Genomic DNA, 22,324 nt, shown 5'->3' on the forward strand with positions numbered 1-22,324 from the left:
CGGGGCGGGTCAGGGCACCTTCGGCGGGACCAGGCCGACCTCGCGGCCGAGCTTCGTCGTCGTATCGGCGTAGAGGCTGACCTCGCCGTCGCTCCAGCGCACGATCAGGTCGTCGGGACGGCCACCCCCGGTGTAGGCGCCCGCCGTCATCACCTTGGCGTTCTTCCACAGGGCGCCGGGCGCTCCCATGCGGGTCCTGGTGCCGGTGCCGGCCGTGCTGACGTCCTTGTGGACGGTGCGTTCGCCGTCGCTCCAGCGCACGAGGAGGTCCCACAGACCGGTGCCGGTGAAGTCGCCGCCGGTCAGCAGGCCGGTGCGCTGCCAGGTGGCGTCGGGCTTCTGGAGCCGCGTCTTCTTCCTGAAGCCGCGCACGTCCACGTCGCTGTAGAGGCTGACCTCGCCGTCGGACCAGCGCACCACGACGTCGTCGCTCTTCTTGCCGGCGTCGAAGCGGCCCGCGGTGAGCTGGGCGGCCTTCTTCCACGCCGATCCGGCGGCGGCCAGCCGGGTCTCCTTGCCGAGCCCCGCGGCGGACACGTCCTGGTACAGCGTGACCTCGCCGTCGGACCAGCGCACCAGCAGGTCGGAGAGGGCCGTCCCCGCGAAGTCGCCGCCCGTGACGTCGGTGGCGTGCTTCCAGGTGGCGTTGGGCTTGACCAGGCGCCGCTCGGCGGTGAAACCGCCCTTCCCGTCGCCGGGGTGGAGGGTGACCTCGCCGTCGGCCCACACCACGAGCAGGTCGGCCCCGCCGCCCCCGGTGTACTCGCCGGTGGCCAGCCGCTTGGCGTACTGCCAGGTCTCGCCGGTGCCGAGGGTGGGCGGGAGCGGGGGCCGCTCGACCACGGCGACGTCCCCCACGGCGTCGTCGTAGAGCTTGAAGACCTCGTCGTCGTAGTACGGCGCGTAGGAGACGGCGTCGGTGGCCCCGCCGCCGCCGACCCCGCCGAGGTTGCCGACGACCTGGCCGGTCCCGGTCCGCTCGTCGTAGTTCATCAGCCAGGGGCTGCCGGAGGTGCCGCCGTAGAACCCGCCGCACGCCATGCGCAGTTGCTTGTAGCCCGGCAGCCGGGTCGTCTTCACCCGGCACTTGATCGCCTGGTCCTTGGGGGCGTTCCTCGCCGAGGGGTAGCCGATGACGGTGACCGGCACCTGGTAACCGGGCGTCCTGGTCAGCGTGTTGGCGCCGGTGACCTCCTCGACCTGCCGGCCGCGCCGGTCGGCCTTGACGGTCGCGAACGCGAAGTCGAGGTCCGAGCCGGGGCCCCGGTCGGTGTGCCGCGGGTCCCGGAAGACCCGGTCGACGGCCCATATGCCGTTCGGCTGCCGGGCCGGGGACTTGCCGGTGCGGTACTGGGGCACGAAGGCGTACTTGTTGCCGTTGCCGCAGTGCGCGGCGGTGAGGATGAGGTTGCCCTTGGGGCTGTGCACCACACTGGCCGTGCAGTTGTGCGTGGCCATGTCCTTGTCCACGAAGTAGAGCACGCCGATGGTCTTGGCGCCCTCGGGGTCCGTCTCGGCGCGCAGCGCCCCGTGCGCGACGGCACCGCGCCGCACGGAGGCCTCCCGCCCGGCCGGCCCCGCGGCCGTCTTCCGCCCCGTCGCCCCCTCGGCCTTCGGGGTCGTACGCCCCGTGGCCTCCTCGGGCGGGGTCGCGGATTCCATGCGCTCGGCGGTCCAGAACCGCTCCGCGGCCGGTGCCCCCCATTGCGCGCCACTCTTTTTCGGAACGGCCTTCTTCCGGCCCGGAACGTCTTCGTTCTCGTCGCCCTTTGTCGGGCTCGGCGCGGGCGTGTCCTCGTACGTCGATTCCGGCGCGGCGGGCGCCGCGGCGAAAGCGGTGGCCGTCACCGAGGTGGCGAGCAATCCGCCGCCTATCCCCATGGCGAGGGCCCGGGCCCAACGGGAAATGCCCACAACTGCCTTTCTGCCGGCGCACCCGAGGTCGGCGGGTGGCCGGACTCCCCCTGGTTAAGATCGCAAAGAACGGACCCAGCGAACCGGAAAAGAACTCCGGCGGCCGAACCCGAGGACTGCACCTTATGCCACGTAAACCCGCCGTGATCGCTGGAGTGTTCGCCCTCGCCCTTTCACTGACGGCAATTCCCGGCGCCGCGGCTCAGTCGGGCGGAACGGGTGAACTCCACGTCGCGCCCGGCTCGGTGGCCCCCGGCCAGAGCGTCACACTGTCCGTCCTGAACCCGGAGCTGATGGACCAGATGGACGACGCGCACCGCGTGACCGTCCACTCCGACGCCTTCGCCGGGCCGGTGCGGCTCGCCCCTTCGGGCAAGGTCTCCTGGCAGGGCCGGGCCACCGTCCGCTGCGGCGCGAAACCGGGCGCGTACACCCTGCGCTTCGACCAGCCGGTCCCCCCGGACGAGGCGAGGACGAACGGCAGGGTGAAGGTCGTGGCGGACGCCGGGTCGGACCCCCGCCCCGAGTGCGCCGCCGAGTCCGAGGGCGGCGACTGGTCCCCGGTGACCGTCACCATCAGCGCGGCCGCCCTCGCGGCCCTGGCCACGCTCGCCTTCGTCACCTTGCGCCGGCGGCCCCGCTCCTAGAACGCGCCCGGATCTTGCCCAGCTCCCCGTAGACGGCGAGAGCGGCGCCGACGGCGAAGAGCGCCACGTACAGGGGGGTGGGGATGTCCCACCACTTGTGCAGCAGCCCCCAGGGGCCGTCCCCGAAGAGGCGGCCCGCGGCGCCGAGGCCGCCCTGGATTCCCACGACCCATCCCACGATGGCGATGATTTCCTTCATGCGTCCACGATCTCGGGCGGAGCACCCGTGGACGTCCTGCCTGGGGTGGAACCGGCGGTCACCCGAAAGATGCAGACGCACGACGGGGCGGGCGGGACCTGGAGTCCCCGCCCGCCCCGCCGACGCCGAGCGCTACGCGCCGAGCAGCTTGCGCACCCGGTCCGCGCCCACGGCGAGCAGCAGCGTGGGCAGCCGCGGCCCGGTCTCCCGGGTCACGAGGAGCCGGTACAGCAGCGCGAAGAACGTCCGCTGCGCCACCTTGATCTCCGGCGGCAGCTCCTTGGCCGTCGCGTCCGCCGAGAACCCGGCCCGCACCTTCGGCACGCCGTACACCAGGTGCGTGAGGCCGTCCAGGGACCAGTGCGAGTCCAGGCCCTCAAGGAGCAGCCGCAGCGACTCGCGGCCCTCGTCGTCCAGGGACGACAGCAGCTCGGTGTCGGGCTCGGAGCGCACGACCGTGCGGGCGTCGGCCGGGACCTGCGTGGTGATCCAGTTCTCGGCGCGGTCCAGACGCGGCCGGACCTCGTCCAGGGAGGTCAGCGGCGTCGAGGGGTCGAGGTCGCTCAGGATGCGCAGCGTCTGGTCCTCGGCGCCGGCGGTGATGTCGGCGACGGAGGCCAGCGTGCGGTACGGCAGCGGCCGCGGGGTGCGCGGCAGCTCGCCCGCGGCGGTGCGCACCGCGCGGGAGTGCGCGGCGGCGTCGGCGGGCAGCGCGGAGCCGTCGGCGACCTTGGCCTCCAGCTTGTCCCACTCGTCGTAGAGCCGCTGGATCTCCTGGTCGAAGGCGATCTTGAAGGACTGGTTGGGCCTGCGGCGGGCGTAGAGCCAGCGCAGCAGCGGCGCCTCCATGATCTTCAGCGCGTCGGCCGGGGTCGGCACGCCGCCCTTGGAGGAGGACATCTTCGCCATGCCGCTGATGCCCACGAAGGCGTACATGGGGCCGATCGGCTGCACGCCGTCGAAGATCTGCCGCACGATCTGCCCGCCGACGACGAACGACGACCCGGGCGAGGAGTGGTCCACGCCGCTCGGCTCGAAGACGACGCCCTCGTACGCCCAGCGCATGGGCCAGTCGACCTTCCAGACCAGCTTGCCGCGGTTGAACTCGCCGAGCAGGACGCTCTCGCCGAAGCCGCACGCCGTGCAGGTGTAGACCAGCTCGGTGGACTCGTCGTCGTAGGAGACGACGGTCGTCAGGTCCTTCTCGCACTTCCCGCAGTAGGGCTTGTACGGGTAGTACCCGCCGGTGCCGCCGCTGCCGTCGTCCTCGGAGGCGGCGCCGGACCCCTCGGCGGCCTCCAGCTCGGCCTCGTCCACGGGCTTCTGCTGCTTGCCCTTGCCGGCCTTGGCGGGGTCCTTCTTGGTGCGGTACTGGTCGAGGATCGCGTCGATGTCGCCGCGGTGCCGCATGGCGTGCAGGATCTGCTCGCGGTAGGCGCCCGAGGTGTACTGCTCGGTCTGGCTGATCCCGTCGTACTCGACGCCCAGCTCGGTGAGCGCCTCGGCCATGGCGGCCTTGAAGTGCTCGGCCCAGTTCGGGTACGCGGACCCGGCGGGGGCGGGCACCGACGTCAGGGGCTTGCCGATGTGCTCGGCCCAGGACTCGTCGACGCCGGGGACGCCGGCCGGCACCTTGCGGTAGCGGTCGTAGTCGTCCCAGGAGATCAGGTGGCGGACCTGGTACCCACGCCGGCGGATCTCGTCGGCGACCAGGTGCGGGGTCATGACCTCGCGGAGGTTGCCGAGGTGGATCGGGCCGGAGGGGGAGAGACCGGAGGCGACGACGACCACCGGCGCGGCGGCGCCATCGTCTTTCGCGCCCGGGGCACGACGCTCCGACTCGGCGATGACCTCGTCCGCGTAGCGGGAGACCCAGTCGGTGGAATCAGTGCTCTGAGCCACGATCGGCACGCCTTTCTTCTTCTACGTGAGTACCGCTTGACGCAGCCATTCTCCCAGGTCGTTCCCGGACCGCGAAAACCGCTTTTCACCGCGTGGGATACTCGGCTCGCACAGCTTGAGCACACCAAGACACCCGAGCAGAACGGCACCCATTCATGGCCTCGGTCACGTCCCTCACCGCCTCCGTCCACCAGCGCCTCGCGGACGCCCTGACGGCAGCCCTGCCGGAAGCGGGCGCCGCGGATCCGCTGCTGCGACGCAGCGACAGGGCGGACTTCCAGGCCAACGGCATCCTGGCGCTCGCCAAGAAGCTCAAGGGCAATCCGCGGGAGCTGGCCACGCGGGTCGTCGCCGGGATCGACAGCGGCGAGCTGCTCGCCGACATCGAGGTCTCGGGCCCCGGCTTCCTGAACGTGACGGTCACCGACAAGGCGATCGTGGACACCCTCGCGGCCCGGGCCGCCGACGGCGAGCGGCTCGGCGTGCCGCTGAACCCGCACGCGGGCACCACCGTGATCGACTACGCCCAGCCGAACGTGGCCAAGGAGATGCACGTCGGCCACCTGCGGTCCGCCGTCATCGGTGACGCGCTGCGCCACATGCTGGACTTCACGGGCGAGAAGACGATCGGCCGCCACCACATCGGCGACTGGGGCACCCAGTTCGGCATGCTCATCCAGTACCTGGTCGAGAACCCCGACCGGCTCGCCCCGGCCGCCGACGTCGACGGCGAGCAGGCGATGAGCAACCTCAACCGGGTCTACAAGGCCTCGCGCGCCGTCTTCGACGCGGACGAGGACTTCAAGGACCGGGCCCGCAAGCGGGTCGTCGCCCTCCAGTCGGGCGACAAGGAGACGCTGGAGATGTGGCAGCGCTTCGTGGACGAGTCGAAGGTCTACTTCTACTCGGTCTTCGAGAAGCTGGACATGGAGGTCCGCGACGAGGAGATCGTCGGCGAGTCGGCGTACAACGACATGATGGCCGAGACGGCGCGGCTCCTGGAGGAGGCGGGCGTCGCGGTGCGCTCCGAGGGCGCGCTCGTCGTGTTCTTCGACGACATCAAGGGCAAGGACGACAAGCCGGTCCCGCTGATCGTGCAGAAGGCGGACGGCGGCTTCGGGTACGCGGCCTCCGACCTCTCGGCGATCCGCGACCGCGTCGTCGGCCTGCACGCCACCACCCTGCTGTACGTGGTGGACGTGCGGCAGTCGCTGCACTTCAAGATGGTCTTCGAGGCGGCCCGCCGCATGGGCTGGCTGAACGACGAGGTCACGGCCCACAACATGGGCTACGGCACGGTGCTCGGCGCGGACGGCAAGCCGTTCAAGACGCGTGAGGGCGAGACCGTACGGCTGCAGGACCTGCTGGACGAGGCGGTGCAGCGCGCGGCGGAAGTCGTGCGCGAGAAGGCGCGCGACCTCACCGAGGAGGAGATCCAGGAGCGGGCGTTCCAGGTCGGCATCGGCGCGGTGAAGTACGCGGACCTGTCGACGTCGGCGAACCGCGACTACAAGTTCGACCTCGACCAGATGGTGTCCCTGCACGGCGACACGTCCGTCTACCTCCAGTACGCGTACGCCCGTATCCAGTCGATCCTGCGCAAGGCGGGCGCGGAGACGGGCCCGGCGGCCCACCCCGAGCTGGCACTGGACCCGGCGGAGCGGGCGCTGGGCCTCCACCTGGACGCGTTCGGCGACACGCTCGCGGAGGCCGCCGCCGAGTACGCCCCGCACAAGCTGGCCGCCTACCTGTACCAGCTGGCGTCGCTGTACACCTCGTTCTACGACAAGTGCCCGGTCCTCAAGGCGGACAGCCCGGCGCAGGTGGAGAACCGCCTGTTCCTGTGCGACATCACGGCCCGCACCCTGCACCAGGGCATGGCCCTGCTGGGCATCAGGACCCCCGAGCGCCTCTGACCTCTTACGGGGCGCGGATCACCCCCGGAGCGCACCGCGCAGCCGACGCAGGCCCTCGACGATCTCGTCGGGGGCCTGCGTCACAAAGCACAGCCGCATCGTGGAGGCGTCCGGCGCCCCCGCGAAGAAGGGCGCCCCCGGCACGTACGCCACGTCATGCGCGACGACATCCCGCAGCAGCGCCCCCGTGTCGTACCCCTCGGGCAGCTTCGCCCAGACGAACATCCCGCCCTCGGGCCGGAGCCAGCCGGACCCCTCGGGCAGCGCGTCCGCGAGGCCCGAAAGCATCGCGTCCCGCCGCTCCCGGTAGACCCCCGCGACCCGGGCCACGTGCGCGTCCAGATCCGAGTCCGCCAAGTACCGTGCCGCGGCGAGCTGGTTGACGGTCGGCGTGTGCAGGTCCGCCGCCTGCTTGACCACCGCGCAGGCCCGCAGGAGCGCCCGCGGGGCCCGGAGCCACCCGAGCCGCAGGCCGGGGGCCATGACCTTGGAGAAGCTGCCGAGCAGGACGGTGCGGCCCTCGGCCCCCGGGTACGTGGCGATCCACGGCACCCGCTCGCCCTCGAACCGCAGCTCCCCGTACGGGTCGTCCTCCACGATCCAGAGCCCGCGCCGCTCGGCGACCTCGGCCACCGCGGCGCGCCGCGCGGCGGGCAGGGTGCGTCCGGTCGGGTTCTGGAAGGTGGGCACGGTGTAGAGCAGCTTCGGCCGGTGCAGGGCGACGAGTCCGTCCAGGGCCGCGGGGTCCATGCCCAGCTCGTCGCCGGGCACCGGCACCACGCGCGCGCCCGCGAAGGCGAAGGCCTGGAGCGCCGCCAGATAGCAGGGGTTCTCGACCAGGATCGTGTCGCCCGGCTCGATCAGCGCGGTCGCGAGGAGGGAGAGCGCCTGCTGCGAGCCGGTGGTGACCAGCACGTCGTCGGCGTCGGTCGCGAGGCCGCGCGCCGCGGTGCGCGCGGCGATGGCGGCCCGCAGCGTGGGCTCGCCCTCGGTCGTGGAGTACTGCAGCGCGCGCTCGGGCAGCTCCGCGAGGACCGCGCGGAAGGCGGCCGCGATGCCCTCGGCGTCGAAGAGGCCGGGGGCGGGCAGGCCGCCCGCGAAGTTGATGACCTCGGGCCGCGCGGTGACGGCGAGGATGTCGCGTACCGGCGAGCCCCCGACCGCGGCGGCGCGCGCGGCGAGCGGCGGCATGGGGGCGGCGGCGGGGGCTTGCTCGGTGACGGTCACGGCGGTGACTCCTTCGGATCGGACGGCTCTGCCCGCACCCTAAGCACGTCCGTGCTGCCTACACACGCCATTCCGGGATACGGACGGCACCTCTCCGCAAGGGCTCAACTGTCCGGCTGCCAGGCCCACTTCGTGCTGCCGAGCGGCCAGCCGTACGTGGCGCGCCCCTCCCGGCCGCTGGTGCGGAACGGCCGGCCCTGGTCATCGACGCGGAGCGTGCCGTGCCGCTTGCCGCTCGACCACCGCAGCTCCAGGTACCACCGCACGTCGTGCGCCTTGGTGGCGGCCTTGATGTAGAAGACCTCGGGGTCGTTCTCACTGACCTTGTACGGGAAGTCGCGCTGGCCCGCCCGGGGCTCGGTGCGCGGCGCCGCGTCATCGAGGTCGACGCCGAAGGACTTGGTGGAGACGTTGCCGCCGCAGCCGGTCTCCATCGCGTAGTCGTTCCAGGCCAGCGGCGCGCTGGTGCTCTGCACGCGCACGTCCATGTCCTGGAGTACGACGGTCTCCTCGCCGACGCCCTGGACGGTGACCTCGATGAACTGCTCGCCCGAGGAGACGGCGCCGAGGTCGGCGACCCAGGCGGGCGCGTCCTGTTCGGGGGGCGGCTGCGGCACCTCCCCGGGCTTGCGGTCGACCAGGAAGTGCTGGGTGCAGGCGTCCTCGTAGACGTACGGCTTGGTGCGTGCCGTCAGGGGTTCGACGAGGTCGGTGTTCTGCGTGCCGCCGGCGGACGAGGTGTGGTCGCGGCCGGCCCCGCCCTTCCGTGAGGCGTCCGGCTTCGGGCCGCCCCGGCCTTCCTTGCGCGAGGGCGGCGCGGAGGGCTTGTCCTTGTCCTCCTCGGCCTCGCCCCGGTCCTCGCGCTCCTCGCCCTGGGCCTCCCCTGCCCGGGGCGAGGCGCTCGGAGGGGCGGCGGCTCCCTCGGTGCGCCGGCGGGCGCCGTCGTCGTCGCCGTTCAGGGCGAGGGCGACGGAGCCGATCCCCACGACGGCGGCGACGGCGGCGGCCATGGCGGCCATGCGCCGCCTCCCCGCGCCGACGGGACCGTCCGGAACGCCGGGCTCGGCATCGGGCGCGGACTCGGGCGTCCCGGGTCCAGCGGCGGGGCGGGCCTCGGACGCCGAATCGGGCTCGGATTCCGACCGGGGGGCGGGGACAGGGGCGGTGCCGGACTCACTCTGCGCCGCGGACGCGGCCACCGCACCCCCTCGCGGCCCCGCCTTCTGACCGCGCGAGGCATCCGCCAGGATCCACCGCCGGTGCACCTCCACCAGTTCCTCGGGCGAGGCCTTGCAGAGCCGGGCGAACCGCTCCACCGGGGCGTAGTCCACCGGCACCGCGTCGCCGTTGCAGTACCGGTGCAGGGTCGACGTACTCATGTGGAGCCGCTTGGCCAACACCCCGTAGCTGAACCCCGACCGCTCCTTGAGCTCCCGCAGCAGCTCCGCGAGCGCATCCATCCCCGTCCTCCCCATTCCAGTACCGCGTTCCGGGGTTGCGCCTCTGGCGAGCGGGACGCACCACCGCACAAGCTGTGGCCATCCAAGCACGCCGCCCGCGACAGCCGCCGCGGCGCCCGCTCTCCCGCCCGGACAGTGCCGAGGATCAGCCATGTCCCGTGCCGCACGGACCCGTTGCCCCTCGGCCGCCCGCACCGGTACCGCCACCTGTTCACTGACCTTTTGGTGAGTACCACACCAATTAGTCGGTACTTGTCCGTTCCGCAGGGTCCCACCAGGATCGGAGACAGACCCGGACCACCTCTGAAGGAGCCCCCGTGCCCAGCAGCACCGCACGTCCCGCGCCCGTGACCGTCCTCGGCCTCGGCCTGATGGGCAGCGCGCTCGCCTCCGCCCTGCTCACGGCGGGCCACCGCACGACCGTCTGGAACCGCACCACCGCCAAGACGGAACCCCTGGCCGCCCAGGGTGCCCTCCCGGCCCACACGGCGGCCGAGGCCGTCCGCGCCGCCCCTCTCGTCCTCGTCTGCCTCACGACCAACACCGCCGTACGCGGCCTGCTGGAGGACACCGCAGAGGCCCTCGCCGGGCGGACCGTCGTCAACCTCACCAACGGAACCCCGGCCCAGGCCCGGGAGTTGGCCGACTGGTCCGCCGAGCACGGCATCACCTACCTGGACGGCGGCATCATGGCCGTCCCCCAGATGATCGCCACGCCCGGCGCGTACATCCTCTACAGCGGCACCGACGAGGAGGCGTACGAGACGCACCGCCCCACGCTGGCGGCGCTCGCCGGGACCAGATGGGTCGGCAAGGACCCCGGCGGCGCCGCGCTGTACGACCTGTCGCTGCTCACCGGCATGTACGGCATGGTGCTGGGCGTCGTGCAGGCCTACGCCCTGATCGGCAGCGCGGGCGTGCCGGCCCGCGAGTTCGCGCCGCTGCTCAGGGACTGGGTCGCCGCGATGACGGACGGCCTGGTGCCCGGCATGGCCGAGGCGCTGGACTCCGGGCGGCACCGCACGGACGTGTCGTCGCTCGCGGTCAACCAGGCGGCGCTCCCCAACTTCCTGGCGACCTTCGAACAACAGGGCCTGCGCGGCGACCTGTTCGCGCCGCTCCAGACCCTCCTCGACCGCGCCATCGACGAGGGGCACGCGGCCGACGGCCTCTCCCGCCTCGTCACTCTGATCAGAAAGGACCAGATCCCGGCAGCGAAGGACTGACAAGCACGGCACTTCCCGCTCGTCTCGCACCGCTACGAACGGGGCTCGCTGATCGTCACCGGCAACCGGCCGCTGGGACGAGGCGTTCGGCGCCGGCGCGACCTCCGCGACGGTGGACCGCCTGGCCCACCATGCGGACGTCATCACCCTGGAGGCCGACCACCACCGCACACGCCACCTGGAAGGCTCCCGGGCCGCGCGTGGCGGGGGCCGCGCTACAGCTGCCGCGCCACCTCGGTGGCCCAGTACGTGAGGATCATGTCCGCGCCCGCGCGCTTGATCCCCGTCAGGGACTCCATGATCGCCTTGTCGCGGTCGATCCAGCCCCGCTCGGCGGCGGCCTCGATCATCGCGTACTCGCCGCTGATCTGGTACGCCGCCACCGGCACGTCCGCCGATTCGGCGACCTTCGCGAGGATGTCGAGGTAGGGACCGGCCGGCTTGACCATCACCATGTCGGCGCCCTCCTCCAGGTCCAGCGCCAACTCCCGCAGCGACTCCCGGGTGTTGGCCGTGTCCTGCTGGTACGTCTTGCGGTCGCCCTTCAGGGACGAGCCCACCGCCTCGCGGAAGGGCCCGAAGAACGCCGAGGAGTACTTGACGGTGTACGCGAGGATCGACACGTCCTCGTGCCCGGCCTGGTCCAACGCGTCGCGGATGACGCCGACCTGACCGTCCATCATGCCGCTCGGGCCCACCACATGGGCGCCCGCGTCGGCCTGGACCTGCGCCATCTCGGCGTACCGCTCCAGGGTCGCGTCGTTGTCGACCCGGCCCTCGGCGTCGAGGACCCCGCAGTGCCCGTGGTCGGTGAACTCGTCCAGGCACAGGTCGGACATGACGATCAGCTCGTCACCGACCTCGGAGCGCACGTCCCGCAGCGCGAGCTGGAGGATGCCGTCGGGGTCGGTGCCCACCGTTCCGGCGGCGTCCTTCTTGGACTCCTCCGGGACCCCGAAGAGCATGATCCCGGAGACGCCGGCCTCCAGCGCCTCGACGGCGGCCTTCTTCAGGGTGTCGCGGGTGTGCTGGTAGACGCCGGGCATGGAGCCGATCGCCACCGGTTCGTCGATCCCCTCGCGCACGAACGCGGGCAGGATCAGATCGGCCGGGTGCAGCCGCGTCTCGGCGACCATGCGCCGCATGGCCGGCGTCGTCCGCAGCCGCCGCGGCCGCGTTCCGGGGAAAGATCCGTACTTCGTCACTGACGTCACCTGGATTCGTGCTGCTGCTGTGGGTGGGCGGGCACGGTGGCCCGCCCACGAACCTACGGCGCGGTGCGTCGCCGGCGCGAACCGGGCCGTCGCTCACTCGGCCGCGTCACCGGGTCCCCGGCGTCCAGCGCCGCCGCCCGCCGCTGCGAGCCGAAGTCGGCCAGCGCCTGCGCGAGCTTGTGGACCGACGGCTCGGGAGCCATCACGTCCACCCGCAGCCCGTGCTCCTCCGCGGTCTTCGCGGTGGCGGGGCCGATACAGGCGATGACGGTCACGTTGTGCGGCTTGCCGGCGATGCCGACGAGGTTGCGCACGGTGGAGGAGGACGTGAAGAGCACGGCGTCGAAACCGCCGCCCTTGATGGCCTCCCGCGTCTCGGCCGGCGGCGGCGAGGCGCGCACGGTCCGGTAGGCCGTGACGTCGTCCACCTCCCAGCCCAGGTCGATCAGCCCGGCGACCAGCGTCTCCGTGGCGATGTCGGCCCGCGGCAGGAAGACGCGGTCGATCGGGTCGAAGACCGGGTCGTAGGGCGGCCAGTCCTCCAGGAGCCCAGCAGCCGACTGCTCACCGCTCGGCACCAGGTCGGGCTTGACGCCGAAGGCGATCAGCGCGGCGGCGGTCTGCTCGCCGACGGCCGCCACCTTGATCCCGGCGAAGGCGCGCGCGTCGAGCCCGTACTCCTCGAACTTCTCCCGCACCGCCTTGACGGCGTTGACGGACGTGAAGGCGATCCACTCGTACCGCCCCGTGACCAGGCCCTTGACCGCGCGCTCCATCTGCTGGGGCGTGCGCGGCGGCTCCACCGCGATGGTCGGCACCTCGTGCGGCACCGCGCCGTAGGAGCGCAGCTGCTCGGAGAGCGACGCCGCCTGCTCCTTCGTCCGCGGCACCAGCACGCGCCAGCCGAACAGCGGCTTCGACTCGAACCACGACAGCTGCTCGCGCTGGGCGGCGGCCGAGCGCTCGCCGACGACGGCTATGACGGACCGGCCCCCGTCGGGCGAGGGCAGCACCTTCGCCTGCTTGAGGACCTGCGCGATGGTGCCGAGCGTCGCGTTCCAGGTGCGCTGGCGCGTCGTCGTACCGCCGATGGTCACCGTCATCGGGGTGTCCGGCTTGCGGCCCGCGGCCACCAGCTCGCCCGCGGTGGCCGCGACGGAGTCGAGCGACGTGGAGACCACCACGGTCCCGTCGGACGCGCCGACCTCGCTCCAGCAGCGCTCGGAGGCCGTACGGGCGTCGACGAAGCGGACGTCCGTGCCCTGCGCGTCCCGCAGCGGCACACCGGCGTACGCGGGCACACCGACGGCGGCCGCGATGCCCGGCACGACCTCGAAGGAGATGCCCTCGGCGGCGCAGGCGAGCATCTCCTCGGCCGCGTACGTGTCGAGGCCTGGGTCGCCGCTGACCGCGCGCACGACCCGCTTGCCACCCCTCGCGGCCTCCATGACAAGATTGGCGGCGACTCGGATCGTCGCCGTGTCCGCGGTCGCTGACGTGTCGTCAGTCGCCGGCGGCAGGGGCGTGTCCACACCTCCCTTGGCATGCACACGGACGACGTCGAGCACATCCGGCTCGGCGATCAGCACATCCGCTCGGGCCAGCGCCTCGACGGCGCGCAGGGTCAGCAGTCCCGGATCTCCGGGTCCGGCACCGAGGAAGGTGACGTGCCCGTGGGCGGGAATGCCGGGAAGGTTCGAGGTGGGGCTCAAAGTGCTCGCTCCCCCATCAGACCGGCCGCGCCCTTGGCGAGCATCTCGACCGCGAGTTCACGGCCCAGCGCCATGGCTCGGGCCTCCGTCTCGGGCACGGGACCGGTGGTGGACAGCTGCACCAGCGTCGAGCCGTCGGTCGTACCGACGACACCGCGCAGGCGCATTTCCTTGACAATCTGCCCGTCGGCCGTTGGGGTCTCCCCTGCTCGAGCGAAGTCGAGAGCTTGGGGAAGGTCGGCCAACGCACCCACAGGTGCGCTGCAACCGGCTTCCAGGGCGGCGAGCAGGGACCGCTCGGCCGTGACGGCGACCCGGGTGTGCGGGTCGTCGAGCTCGGCGAGCGCGGCGGCGAGTGACGCGTTGTCCGCGGCACACTCGATCGCCAGTGCCCCCTGGCCGGGGGCGGGCAGAACGGTGTCGACCGACAGGAAGTCGGTCACCTCGTCGGTCCGGCCGATGCGGCTCAGTCCGGCGGCGGCGAGCACGACGGCGTCGAGCTCCCCCTTGTGCACGTATCCGATGCGGGTGTCGATGTTCCCGCGGATCGGCACGGTCTGGACGGTCATCCCGTGGCTGCGCGCGTAGGCGTTCAGCTGCGCCATGCGGCGCGGCGAACCGGTGCCCACGCGGGCCCCCTCGGGCAGCTCGGCGAAGGTCAGCCCGTCGCGCGCGATCAGCACGTCCCGGCAGTCCTCGCGCTCCGGGACCGCGGCCAGCACCAGCCCCTCGGGCTGCGCGGTCGGCAGGTCCTTGAGCGAGTGCACGGCGAAGTCGACCTCGCCGCGCACCAGCGCCTCGCGCAGGGCGGCGACGAACACGCCGGTGCCGCCGATCTGCGCCAGGTGCTCGCGCGAGATGTCGCCGTACGTCGTGATCTCCACGAGCTCGACGGGACGGCCGGTCAACTGCCGCACCTTCTCGGCCACTTGGCCCGACTGGGCCATGGCCAGCTTGCTGCGCCTGGTCCCGAGCCTCAGAGCCCTCTCGGTCATGCCCGGCCTCTATTCGGGTCGTCGTTCTCGTTGTTCAAGTGGTCGGCCCTGCTGACCGCTGCGACCGTCTGCGGGTCGAGGTCGAAGAGCGTGCGCAGCGCGTCCGCGTACCCGGCGCCGCCGGGCTCGCCGGCCAGCTGCTTGACCCGCACCGTCGGCGCGTGCAGCAGCTTGTCCACGACGCGGCGCACGGTCTGCGTGATCTCCGCGCGTTGCTTGTCCGCCAGGCCGGGCAGCCGTCCGTCGAGCCGCGCGATCTCGCTCGCCACCACCTCGGCGGCCATGGCGCGCAAGGCGACCACGGTCGGCGTGATGTGCGCGGCACGCTGCGCGGCGCCGAAGGCGGCGACCTCGTCGGAGACGATGCCGCGCACCTGCTCGACGTCGGCGGCCATCGGCGCGTCGGCGGAGGCCTCCGCCAGCGACTCGATGTCGACAAGCCGTACGCCGGGGATGCGGTGCACGGCGGCGTCGATGTCCCGGGGCATGGCGAGGTCGAGCAGGGCGAGCACCGCCGGGCGGGCCGCGCCCGCCGACGACACGGGCCTGCGCCGCTCGGGCAGCCGCCCGAGGACGCTCGCCGCCGCGACCAGCGCGGCGATCGCCTCGGCCTCGGCGCGCGGGTCGGTCTTCTCCTCGCGCCGCTCGGCCGGGGCGTTGTCCACCCAGGCGGCGTGCTGTTCCAGGGACGCGGCGTCCATCCCGGCGACGGCGGCCTCACCGGCGACGGAGAAACCGCGCGGCACGGACAGGTCGACGGGGCAGCCCTCGTCGGCGACGGTCGGCTGCGCCAGGTGCCCGGCCGATCCGTGCCGCGCCTGCGCCGGTACGTCACCGGGCCGGCTGCCCGCGGGGACGCGCCCCTCGACGGCCGAGGCGACGGCGTCCGCCGTCAGGACGAGGCCGGTGGCGCCGGTGCAGGAGACCGCCACATCGGCACGTGTCAGTTCGTGGGCCACCTGGTCCCAGGGCACGGCGCGGGCGCGCACGCCCGTGCCGCCCTGCTCCGCCAGGATGGCGGCGAGCCGCTCGGCCCGCTCCAGGGTGCGGTTGGCGACGACGATCTCCTCGACCCCGGCCCGCGCGAGCGTCGCCGCGGCCAGCGAGGACATGGAGCCCGCGCCGATCACCAGGGCCCGCTTGCCCTTGGCCCAGGTCTCGACGGACGTGCGCACGGCGAGCTGTTCGAGGCCGAAGGTGACGAGGGACTGCCCGGCCCGGTCGATGCCGGTCTCGGAGTGGGCGCGCTTGCCGACCCGGAGGGCCTGCTGGAAGAGGTCGTTGAGGAGGCGGCCCGCGGTGTGCAGCTCCTGCGCCCGCGCGAGGGCGTCCTTGATCTGCCCGAGGATCTGCCCCTCGCCGACGACCATCGAGTCGAGGCCGCAGGCCACCGAGAAGAGGTGGTGGACGGCCCGGTCCTCGTAGTGGACGTACAGATAGGGGGTCAGCTCGTCCAGGCCCACGCCGCTGTGCTGCGCGAGCAGCGTCGACAGCTCGGCGACGCCCGCGTGGAACTTGTCGACGTCCGCGTACAGCTCGATGCGGTTGCACGTGGCGAGCACGGCGGCCTCGGCGGCGGGCTCGGCGGCCACCGAGTCGTGCAGCAGCTTGGCCTGCGCGTCGGCGGGCAGCGCGGCCCGCTCCAGGACGCTCACCGGGGCGCTGCGATGGCTCAGCCCTACGACCAGGAGACTCATGCCGGCATCACGGCGGGGACGTCCCCGTCGGGTCCCTTGCGGTGCGGCTTGGCGGCGACGGGCGGCACGACGCCGTCCGCGGCGGCCTCCTCGCCGGCCTTGCGCTGCTCGTGGAAGGCGAGGATCTGCAGCTCGATGGAGAGGTCGACCTTGCGCACGTCGACACCGTCCGGCACGGAGAGCACGGTCGGCGCGAAGTTCAGGATGGAGGTCACGCCGGCGGCGACGAGCCGCTCGCAGACCTGCTGGGCGGCGCCGGCCGGGGTGGCGATGACGCCGATCGAGACACCGTTGTCCTCGATGATCTTCTCGAGGTCGTCGGTGTGCTGCACGGGCATCCCGGCGACGGGCTTTCCGGCCATTGCCGGATCGGCGTCTATCAGGGCCGCGACGCGGAAACCGCGCGAGGCGAACCCGCCGTAGTTGGCCAGGGCGGCGCCGAGGTTGCCGATGCCGACGATGACAACCGGCCAATCCTGCGTCAGACCCAGCTCGCGGGAGATCTGGTACACGAGATACTCGACGTCGTACCCGACACCCCGCGTCCCGTAGGAACCGAGGTAGGAGAAGTCCTTGCGCAGCTTCGCGGAGTTGACTCCCGCGGCGGCCGCGAGCTCCTCGGAGGAGACCGTGGGCACCGAGCGCTCCGACAGCGCCGTGAGGGCTCGGAGGTACAGCGGAAGCCTGGCGACGGTGGCCTCGGGAATCCCTCGGCTGCGGGTCGCCGGTCGGTGAGTTCGGCCAGTTGCCACGGTGCTCCTGCGGGTAGAGCGGGGCTGCAGGCGGTCACACGTCCCCAGACCGCCCCGTCGAATGCAGGCTATGTCTTTGTGAACGCGTGCACAAAGATTGTGTCCGATTTGCCCGGCCAACGTGACCGGGGTCACGCGCCCCCGGCGCACCACCGTGGAACCGAAGCGCGGGCGACATCGTTGCTCACTGGATGGGGGCAAAACCGCACACTCTCCCTCACGATTATCGCCCCCGAGACCAAAACCGCCCCAAAGCGTAAACGACTTCGTAGTCAGTTTGGACTACCCGGTCAGTAACTTCGGACCGTCAGCCCGCCAGCTCGCGCCGCAGCCGGGCCTCGTCCACCCGCCAGAAGGTGTGCTGCTCCCCGTCCACCAGGACGACCGGGATCTGCTCCCAGTAGGCCCGGTGCAGCTCCTCGTCCCGCGTGATGTCCTTCTTCTCCCACGAGGCGCCCAGCTCCCGGCAGACCTTCTCGATCACCAGCTGTGCGTCATCACACAGGTGACAGCCCGGCTTCCCGATCAGGGTGACCGTGCGCTCCGCGGGCTTCTTCTTCTCCGTACGACGAAAAATCGGGCTCATGCCCCTCATTCTCGCCCCGCCGACGCGCCCGGCGTCCGCACCCACCGCGCGCCCTTTCACGGCCCGGCCCCGAAGAGTTCACGGGCCCGCATCCCACCGGCTCCGGCAGCACCCGGAGAACTGGCTATGCTCACGGCATGGCCGCTCTCGGATGGCTCACCCCCCGTAGGCGCTCCGCCACGGCGCGGAGCGTGTTGGCCGGCGAGGCCTCGGCCGAGGCCGCCCGCAAGTCCTCCCAGGAGCTGGAGGAGCTCGCCGGGCGGAAACTGCCCGAGGGGCCGGGCGAACCGGACTTCCCCGTCGTCGGCGACGTCGAGGCGGCCGCCTTCTTCGACCTCGACAACACCGTGATGCAGGGCGCCGCGATCTTCCACTTCGGCCGCGGCCTGTACAAGCGGAAGTTCTTCGAGCGCCAGGAGCTGTTCCGCTTCGCCTGGCAGCAGGCGTGGTTCAGGCTCGCGGGCGTCGAGGACCCCGAGCACATGCAGGACGCCCGCGACAGCGCCCTGTCCATCGTCAAGGGCCACCGCGTCGCCGAGCTGATGACCATCGGCGAGGAGATCTACGACGAGTACATGGCCGAGCGCATCTGGCCCGGCACCCGCGCCCTCGCCCAGGCCCACCTCGACGCCGGCCAGAAGGTCTGGCTGGTCACCGCGGCGCCGGTGGAGATCGCCACGGTCATCGCCCGCCGCCTCGGCCTGACCGGCGCCCTCGGCACCGTCGCCGAGTCCGTCGAGGGCGTCTACACCGGCAAGCTCGTCGGCGAACCCCTGCACGGACCCGCCAAGGCCGAGGCCGTCCGCGCCCTGGCCACCGCCGAGGGCCTGGACCTGGCCCGCTGCGCCGCGTACAGCGACTCGCACAACGACATCCCGATGCTCTCGCTCGTCGGGCACCCCTACGCGATCAACCCCGACGCCAAGCTGCGCAAGCACGCCCGCGAGCGGGACTGGCGGCTGCGCGACTACCGCACCGGCCGCAAGGCCGCGAAGGTCGGCATCCCCGCCGCGGCCGGGGTCGGCGCGCTCGCGGGCGGCACGGCCGCGGCGATCGCCCTGCACCGCCGCCGGCACTGACCGAGCGGCCCCCGCCCACCGGCAACAGCGCCGGTCAGCAGCCATTCCCCGGTCCTACCCCGCCCCGCGCGCGGCCAGTCCCGGCGGCGGAACTCGGCCACAACACGCCCCGCGTCGTGACGGAATGTGAACCCTTTCGATCAACAAACGCTCACTCTGCGGTACTTGAACCGACTCCATTCCGTCACAGAAGCGACGTAATCGGTGATTTGAGCAACTGGGTGTAGCGCTGCCTGTACGAAGCGTTATTCTCCTCAAACGCACAACGGACCCCTCGCGTCGCTACGACGGGTGAAAGGTTCCGTACTGCACGTGATGGAAGCTCTGCCTCTGGGAGTCCCGTGTACCCACACGTCGGGGTTGACGCCTCGGGCCTGGCTACGCTGCGCGCAACGGTCATCGACCGCTTGCGCGGCTTCGTCCCCACCGCGTACGCCGTCCCCGCCGTCCCCGCCCTCGCCGTCCCCGCACCCGCCGGGCCGTGCTATGCCCTGGCGGACGGCGGTGCGGCTGTCAACAGACGGGCCCGTTCCGGCGCCGCTGCCGCCACTTCGACCCCCACCCCCCGCCGTCCCGCCGCGGACAGCGACAGCGCGCGCATGATGGACCTCGTCGAGCGCGCCCAGGCCGGCGAGGCCGACGCCTTCGGCCGCCTCTACGACCAGTACAGCGACACGGTCTACCGCTACATCTACTACCGCGTAGGCGGCAAGGCGACCGCCGAGGACCTCACCAGTGAGACCTTTCTGCGCGCCCTGCGCCGCATCGGCACCTTCACCTGGCAGGGCCGCGACTTCGGCGCCTGGCTGGTCACGATCGCCCGCAATCTGGTCGCCGACCACTTCAAGTCGAGCCGTTTCCGTCTCGAAGTGACCACCGGCGAAATGCTCGACGCCAACGAGGTCGAGCGCAGCCCCGAGGACTCCGTCCTGGAGTCCCTCTCGAACGCGGCCCTGCTCGAAGCCGTGCGCCGCCTCAACCCCCAGCAGCAGGAGTGCGTGACCCTGCGGTTCCTCCAGGGCCTCTCCGTGGCCGAGACCGCACGCGTCATGGGCAAGAACGAGGGCGCGATCAAAACCCTGCAGTACCGCGCCGTCCGCACCCTCGCCCGCCTGCTCCCGGACGACGCGCGCTGACCTCGGCACGTGGTGTCACGCCCAACTCACCCTCCGTGGCGGCCAGATGGCCGCCACGGCCCTTCGTCGATTCTTCGCGGTCCGATCATCCTGACGTCCGTAACCCAAGTGCCGCGACGCTCGTTGTGCGGGATGCAGGCTCCCTGTGGTCGCCACCTGAACCGACACGATCACTCGATCGTGTGGAAGCGTTCAGGCCAAGCAACCCTCAGGACCCCCTGGGGAGTCGACCGTCATGACGAGAGGAGGTGCCGCCAGTGATCGCGAACGTATCGGCCCACCGGCGGGCGAACGCCTTCGCCCAGGCCCTGGAGGAGCATTCCGACCAGGACCCGGCGGCCGAGCAGTCCGAGGACTCCGCGTCCGCAGCCGCGCCCGCGACCGCATTCGCCAAGTCCCCCGAAACCACCGCGGCCCGCGCCGATCCCACCGAGCAGGGCCGCATGCTGGCCCTGACCGAGGGGCTCGACGCGCTGCCCAAACCCGCCCTCGACCCCGAGGTCAAGGTCGTCCAGCGTGCCCAGCTCGTGGCCGCGATGGAGGCCATGCTCCTCGAGGGCACCGCCAGTGCCGCGGTGCCCGAACAGCGCTCCCGCAAGGGCGCCCACCGGGCGGGGCCGCTGCACAAGCTGCGGCCGCGCTCACGCCTGTCGAAGGGCCTCGCGGCGGGCGGCCTGACCGTCGGTGTCGCGGCGGGCGCCTTCGGCGGGGTCGCCGCCGCCAGCTCGGACGCCCTCCCGGGCGACTCGCTCTACGGTCTCAAGCGTGGGATGGAAGATCTCAAGCTGGGCATGGCCGACGGCGACACCGACCGCGGCGAGCTCTACCTCGACCAGGCATCCACCCGGTTGAACGAAGCGCGAAGACTCATGGAGCGCGGCCGCTCCGGCACCCTCGACCACGAGTCGCTCGGAGAGATCAGGCGTGCTCTCTCCGGCATGCGGCACGACGCGTCCGAGGGTCACCGGCTGCTCCTGGAGGCGTACGAACGCGACGGCTCGCTCGGTCCTCTCCAGGCGCTCTCCGCGTTCTCCAGCTCTCACCGCGAGAGCTGGAGCGACCTCCAGAACCGGCTGCCGGTCCAGCTGGGGGACGTGGGCGCGCAGGTGGACTCCGTTTTCGACGCCATGGACGAGGAGGTCGAGCCGTTGCGGGGCCTGCTGCCCCGCAAGCCCGAGGAGGGCGGTGCGACCGACCGGGCCCCGCAGAGCCCCCGTGGCTCCGACGGCACGGACGGGCGCTCCTCCACTCCCTCGGGCAGCGACAGCGAGCGGAAGAACGGCGACACGGGCGGCGAGCGCAAGCCCGGGCCCGCCACCCCGCACAGCCCGGGGGACGACGTCCTCGGCGGCAGTGTGGGCGGTCTGCTCGACCCGCCCGCCGACAAGACGACACCGGCCCCGTCGGAGGGCAGGAGCAAGCCCGGCAAGGACCGCCCCTCGGCCAAGCCGGACATCACCCTGCCCCCGCTCCTGCCCGGCCTGCTCCCGGAGCTGGGCATCGAGGGGGAGGACGCCAAGTAGCCCTCCGCGGTACGCGTTCGGGGGCGCCCTCCACAGCGGGGAGCGCCCCCGAAGGCGTACGCGCGCGCCCGGCGGTCAGAAGAAGACGGACCGCCGCTGCACCAGCAGCTTGTACAGGGAGTGCTGGATCTGTTCGCGGACCTGGTCCGTGAGGTTGAACATCAGCATGGGGTCCTCCGCCGCCTCCGGCGGATGGCCGTCCGTCGCGATCGGCTCCCCGAACTGGATCGTCCACTTCGTCGGCAACGGCACCGCCCCCAACGGCCCCAGCCATGGGAACGTCGGCGTGATCGGGAAGTACGGCAGGCCGAGGACCCGCGCCAGCGTCTTGGCGTTGCCGATCATCGGGTAGATCTCCTCCGCCCCGACGATCGAGCACGGCACGATCGGGGAGCCCGTCCGCAGCGCCGTCGAGACGAAACCGCCGCGGCCGAACCGCTGGAGCTTGTAGCGCTCGCCGAACGGCTTTCCGATGCCCTTGAAGCCCTCCGGCATCACCCCGACCAGCTCACCCCGCTCCAGGAGGCGCTCGGCGTCCTCCGCGCACGCCAGGGTGTGACCGGCCTTGCGGGCCAGTTCGTTGACGACCGGCAGCATGAAGACCAGGTCGGCGGCGAGCAGCCGCAGATGCCGGCCCCGGGGGTGGTTGTCGTGCACCGCCACCTGCATCATCAGGCCGTCCAGCGGCAGCGTCCCGGAGTGGTTGGCGACGATCAGCGCCCCGCCCTCGGCGGGGATGTTCTCGACGCCCTTCACCTCCACCCGGAAGTACTTCTCGTACAGGGGGCGCAGCAGCGACATGAGGACCTGGTCGGTCAGCTCCTCGTCGTAGCCGAAGTCGTCGACCTCGTACTCCCCGGTGAGGCGCCGCCGCAGGAAGGCCAGGCCCCCGGCGATCCGGCGGTCCCAGTCGCCTCCCGCGCGGGGCGCCCGCTCCCCGGGTCCCGAGTCCCCGGCACCGGGCTCCTCGGCCGGCCGGGCGGCCGGGTGGCCCGCCTGCTGGCCCGGGAGCGCCTTGACCTCGCCCACGGTCGCGGGCTCACCGGCGCGCCGGGGCGCGGGCCTGCGGCGCGGCGCGCGCTGCGCACCGGCGCGCGAGCGGTCGTCGTCGAACGGAATGACCTTGGCGTCCGCCATCG

18 protein-coding genes are annotated in these 22,324 nt (G+C 72.2%); 6 read left to right on the plus strand and 12 right to left on the minus strand.

The window, feature by feature from the left end:
* Positions 1-9: 9 nt before the first annotated feature.
* Complete coding sequence (locus ACZ5GP_RS26325) at positions 10-1,914, minus strand: trypsin-like serine peptidase (protein ID WP_468753138.1); 1,905 nt, start codon at positions 1,912-1,914, stop codon at positions 10-12.
* Positions 1,915-2,039: 125 nt separating this feature from the next.
* Between ACZ5GP_RS26325 and ACZ5GP_RS26330 the strand changes: the two genes are divergently transcribed.
* Positions 2,040-2,561, plus strand: a complete 522-nt coding sequence (locus tag ACZ5GP_RS26330; protein ID WP_468753139.1) for a hypothetical protein — start codon at positions 2,040-2,042, stop codon at positions 2,559-2,561.
* Here ACZ5GP_RS26330 and ACZ5GP_RS26335 read toward each other — a convergent pair.
* A complete protein-coding gene (locus ACZ5GP_RS26335) occupies positions 2,533-2,760 on the minus strand; it encodes a hypothetical protein (RefSeq protein WP_468753140.1) in 228 nt (75 codons plus the stop codon). The genes ACZ5GP_RS26330 and ACZ5GP_RS26335 overlap by 29 nt on opposite strands.
* A gap of 132 nt (positions 2,761-2,892) precedes the next feature.
* The gene (lysS, locus tag ACZ5GP_RS26340) at positions 2,893-4,671 is read right to left on the minus strand and encodes a lysine--tRNA ligase (RefSeq protein ID WP_468753141.1); all 1,779 of its coding nucleotides are present in this window, start codon (positions 4,669-4,671) and stop codon (positions 2,893-2,895) included.
* A gap of 146 nt (positions 4,672-4,817) precedes the next feature.
* Between lysS and argS the strand changes: the two genes are divergently transcribed.
* Positions 4,818-6,578, plus strand: coding sequence for an arginine--tRNA ligase (gene argS / locus ACZ5GP_RS26345; RefSeq protein ID WP_468753142.1), 1,761 nt, complete (start codon positions 4,818-4,820; stop codon positions 6,576-6,578).
* An 18-nt stretch (positions 6,579-6,596) separates the two neighbouring features.
* Here argS and ACZ5GP_RS26350 read toward each other — a convergent pair whose 3' ends face one another.
* Positions 6,597-7,805 (minus strand): aminotransferase-like domain-containing protein, encoded by a 1,209-nt coding sequence (locus tag ACZ5GP_RS26350; protein WP_468753143.1) that lies wholly within the window; start codon positions 7,803-7,805, stop codon positions 6,597-6,599.
* A gap of 104 nt (positions 7,806-7,909) precedes the next feature.
* The gene (locus tag ACZ5GP_RS26355; protein WP_468753144.1) at positions 7,910-9,265 is read right to left on the minus strand and encodes a helix-turn-helix domain-containing protein; all 1,356 of its coding nucleotides are present in this window, start codon (positions 9,263-9,265) and stop codon (positions 7,910-7,912) included.
* Positions 9,266-9,582: 317 nt separating this feature from the next.
* On the opposite strand from ACZ5GP_RS26355, the gene ACZ5GP_RS26360 reads away from it, so the two are divergent.
* Entirely contained in the window at positions 9,583-10,491 is a 909-nt protein-coding gene (locus tag ACZ5GP_RS26360; RefSeq protein ID WP_468753145.1) for an NAD(P)-dependent oxidoreductase, read from the plus strand.
* Positions 10,492-10,706: 215 nt separating this feature from the next.
* On the opposite strand, the gene hemB is transcribed toward ACZ5GP_RS26360, so the two are convergent.
* The 6 genes from hemB to ACZ5GP_RS26390 all read right to left on the minus strand — a co-directional run bounded on the left by hemB (position 10,707) and on the right by ACZ5GP_RS26390 (position 17,447).
* Positions 10,707-11,696, minus strand: a complete 990-nt coding sequence (gene hemB / locus ACZ5GP_RS26365; RefSeq protein WP_468753146.1) for a porphobilinogen synthase — start codon at positions 11,694-11,696, stop codon at positions 10,707-10,709.
* A gap of 62 nt (positions 11,697-11,758) precedes the next feature.
* Positions 11,759-13,417: a bifunctional uroporphyrinogen-III C-methyltransferase/uroporphyrinogen-III synthase gene (locus ACZ5GP_RS26370; protein WP_468753147.1), complete on the minus strand. Its 1,659-nt coding sequence runs from the start codon at positions 13,415-13,417 to the stop codon at positions 11,759-11,761.
* Positions 13,414-14,412 carry a hydroxymethylbilane synthase gene (hemC, locus tag ACZ5GP_RS26375; protein ID WP_468753148.1) on the minus strand — a complete coding sequence of 333 codons (999 nt, stop codon included), beginning with the start codon at positions 14,410-14,412 and terminating at the stop codon, positions 13,414-13,416. Before hemC ends, ACZ5GP_RS26370 begins: the two co-directional genes overlap by 4 nt.
* Complete coding sequence (locus tag ACZ5GP_RS26380; protein ID WP_468753149.1) at positions 14,409-16,109, minus strand: glutamyl-tRNA reductase; 1,701 nt, start codon at positions 16,107-16,109, stop codon at positions 14,409-14,411. Before ACZ5GP_RS26380 ends, hemC begins: the two co-directional genes overlap by 4 nt.
* Positions 16,106-16,861 carry a redox-sensing transcriptional repressor Rex gene (locus ACZ5GP_RS26385; RefSeq protein WP_358590024.1) on the minus strand — a complete coding sequence of 252 codons (756 nt, stop codon included), beginning with the start codon at positions 16,859-16,861 and terminating at the stop codon, positions 16,106-16,108. The genes ACZ5GP_RS26380 and ACZ5GP_RS26385 overlap by 4 nt, the downstream gene beginning before the upstream one ends.
* Positions 16,862-17,168: 307 nt before the next feature.
* Entirely contained in the window at positions 17,169-17,447 is a 279-nt protein-coding gene (locus ACZ5GP_RS26390; protein ID WP_361082663.1) for a glutaredoxin family protein, read from the minus strand.
* 137 nt (positions 17,448-17,584) lie between these two features.
* Here ACZ5GP_RS26390 and ACZ5GP_RS26395 point away from each other — a divergent pair, with 137 nt between their 5' ends.
* The 3 genes from ACZ5GP_RS26395 to ACZ5GP_RS26405 all read left to right on the plus strand — a co-directional run bounded on the left by ACZ5GP_RS26395 (position 17,585) and on the right by ACZ5GP_RS26405 (position 21,185).
* On the plus strand, positions 17,585-18,526 hold the full coding sequence (locus ACZ5GP_RS26395; protein WP_468753150.1) for an HAD family hydrolase: 942 nt from the start codon (positions 17,585-17,587) through the stop codon (positions 18,524-18,526).
* 341 nt (positions 18,527-18,867) lie between these two features.
* The gene (locus ACZ5GP_RS26400) at positions 18,868-19,662 is read left to right on the plus strand and encodes an ECF subfamily RNA polymerase sigma factor, BldN family (protein WP_358590018.1); all 795 of its coding nucleotides are present in this window, start codon (positions 18,868-18,870) and stop codon (positions 19,660-19,662) included.
* A 257-nt stretch (positions 19,663-19,919) separates the two neighbouring features.
* Entirely contained in the window at positions 19,920-21,185 is a 1,266-nt protein-coding gene (locus ACZ5GP_RS26405; protein ID WP_468753151.1) for a DUF5667 domain-containing protein, read from the plus strand.
* Positions 21,186-21,260: 75 nt separating this feature from the next.
* Here ACZ5GP_RS26405 and ACZ5GP_RS26410 read toward each other — a convergent pair whose 3' ends face one another.
* Positions 21,261-22,322, minus strand: coding sequence for a lysophospholipid acyltransferase family protein (locus ACZ5GP_RS26410; protein ID WP_468753152.1), 1,062 nt, complete (start codon positions 22,320-22,322; stop codon positions 21,261-21,263).
* Between the last annotated feature and the right edge of the window lie 2 nt (positions 22,323-22,324).

This window comes from Streptomyces sp. NPDC031466, from assembly GCF_055581265.1.

What these genes read in the sequence shown, in the direction of transcription:
- ACZ5GP_RS26330 (WP_468753139.1), top strand. Translation starts at nt 2,040, where the DNA reads ATGCCACGTAAACCCGCCGTGATCGCTGGAGTGTTCGCCCTCGCCCTT.
- ACZ5GP_RS26335 (WP_468753140.1), bottom strand. Translation starts at nt 2,760, where the DNA reads ATGAAGGAAATCATCGCCATCGTGGGATGGGTCGTGGGAATCCAGGGC.
- argS (WP_468753142.1), top strand. Translation starts at nt 4,818, where the DNA reads ATGGCCTCGGTCACGTCCCTCACCGCCTCCGTCCACCAGCGCCTCGCG.
- ACZ5GP_RS26355 (WP_468753144.1), bottom strand. Translation starts at nt 9,265, where the DNA reads ATGGATGCGCTCGCGGAGCTGCTGCGGGAGCTCAAGGAGCGGTCGGGG.
- hemC (WP_468753148.1), bottom strand. Translation starts at nt 14,412, where the DNA reads ATGACCGAGAGGGCTCTGAGGCTCGGGACCAGGCGCAGCAAGCTGGCC.
- ACZ5GP_RS26380 (WP_468753149.1), bottom strand. Translation starts at nt 16,109, where the DNA reads ATGAGTCTCCTGGTCGTAGGGCTGAGCCATCGCAGCGCCCCGGTGAGC.
- ACZ5GP_RS26390 (WP_361082663.1), bottom strand. Translation starts at nt 17,447, where the DNA reads ATGAGCCCGATTTTTCGTCGTACGGAGAAGAAGAAGCCCGCGGAGCGC.
- ACZ5GP_RS26395 (WP_468753150.1), top strand. Translation starts at nt 17,585, where the DNA reads ATGGCCGCTCTCGGATGGCTCACCCCCCGTAGGCGCTCCGCCACGGCG.
- ACZ5GP_RS26410 (WP_468753152.1), bottom strand. Translation starts at nt 22,322, where the DNA reads ATGGCGGACGCCAAGGTCATTCCGTTCGACGACGACCGCTCGCGCGCC.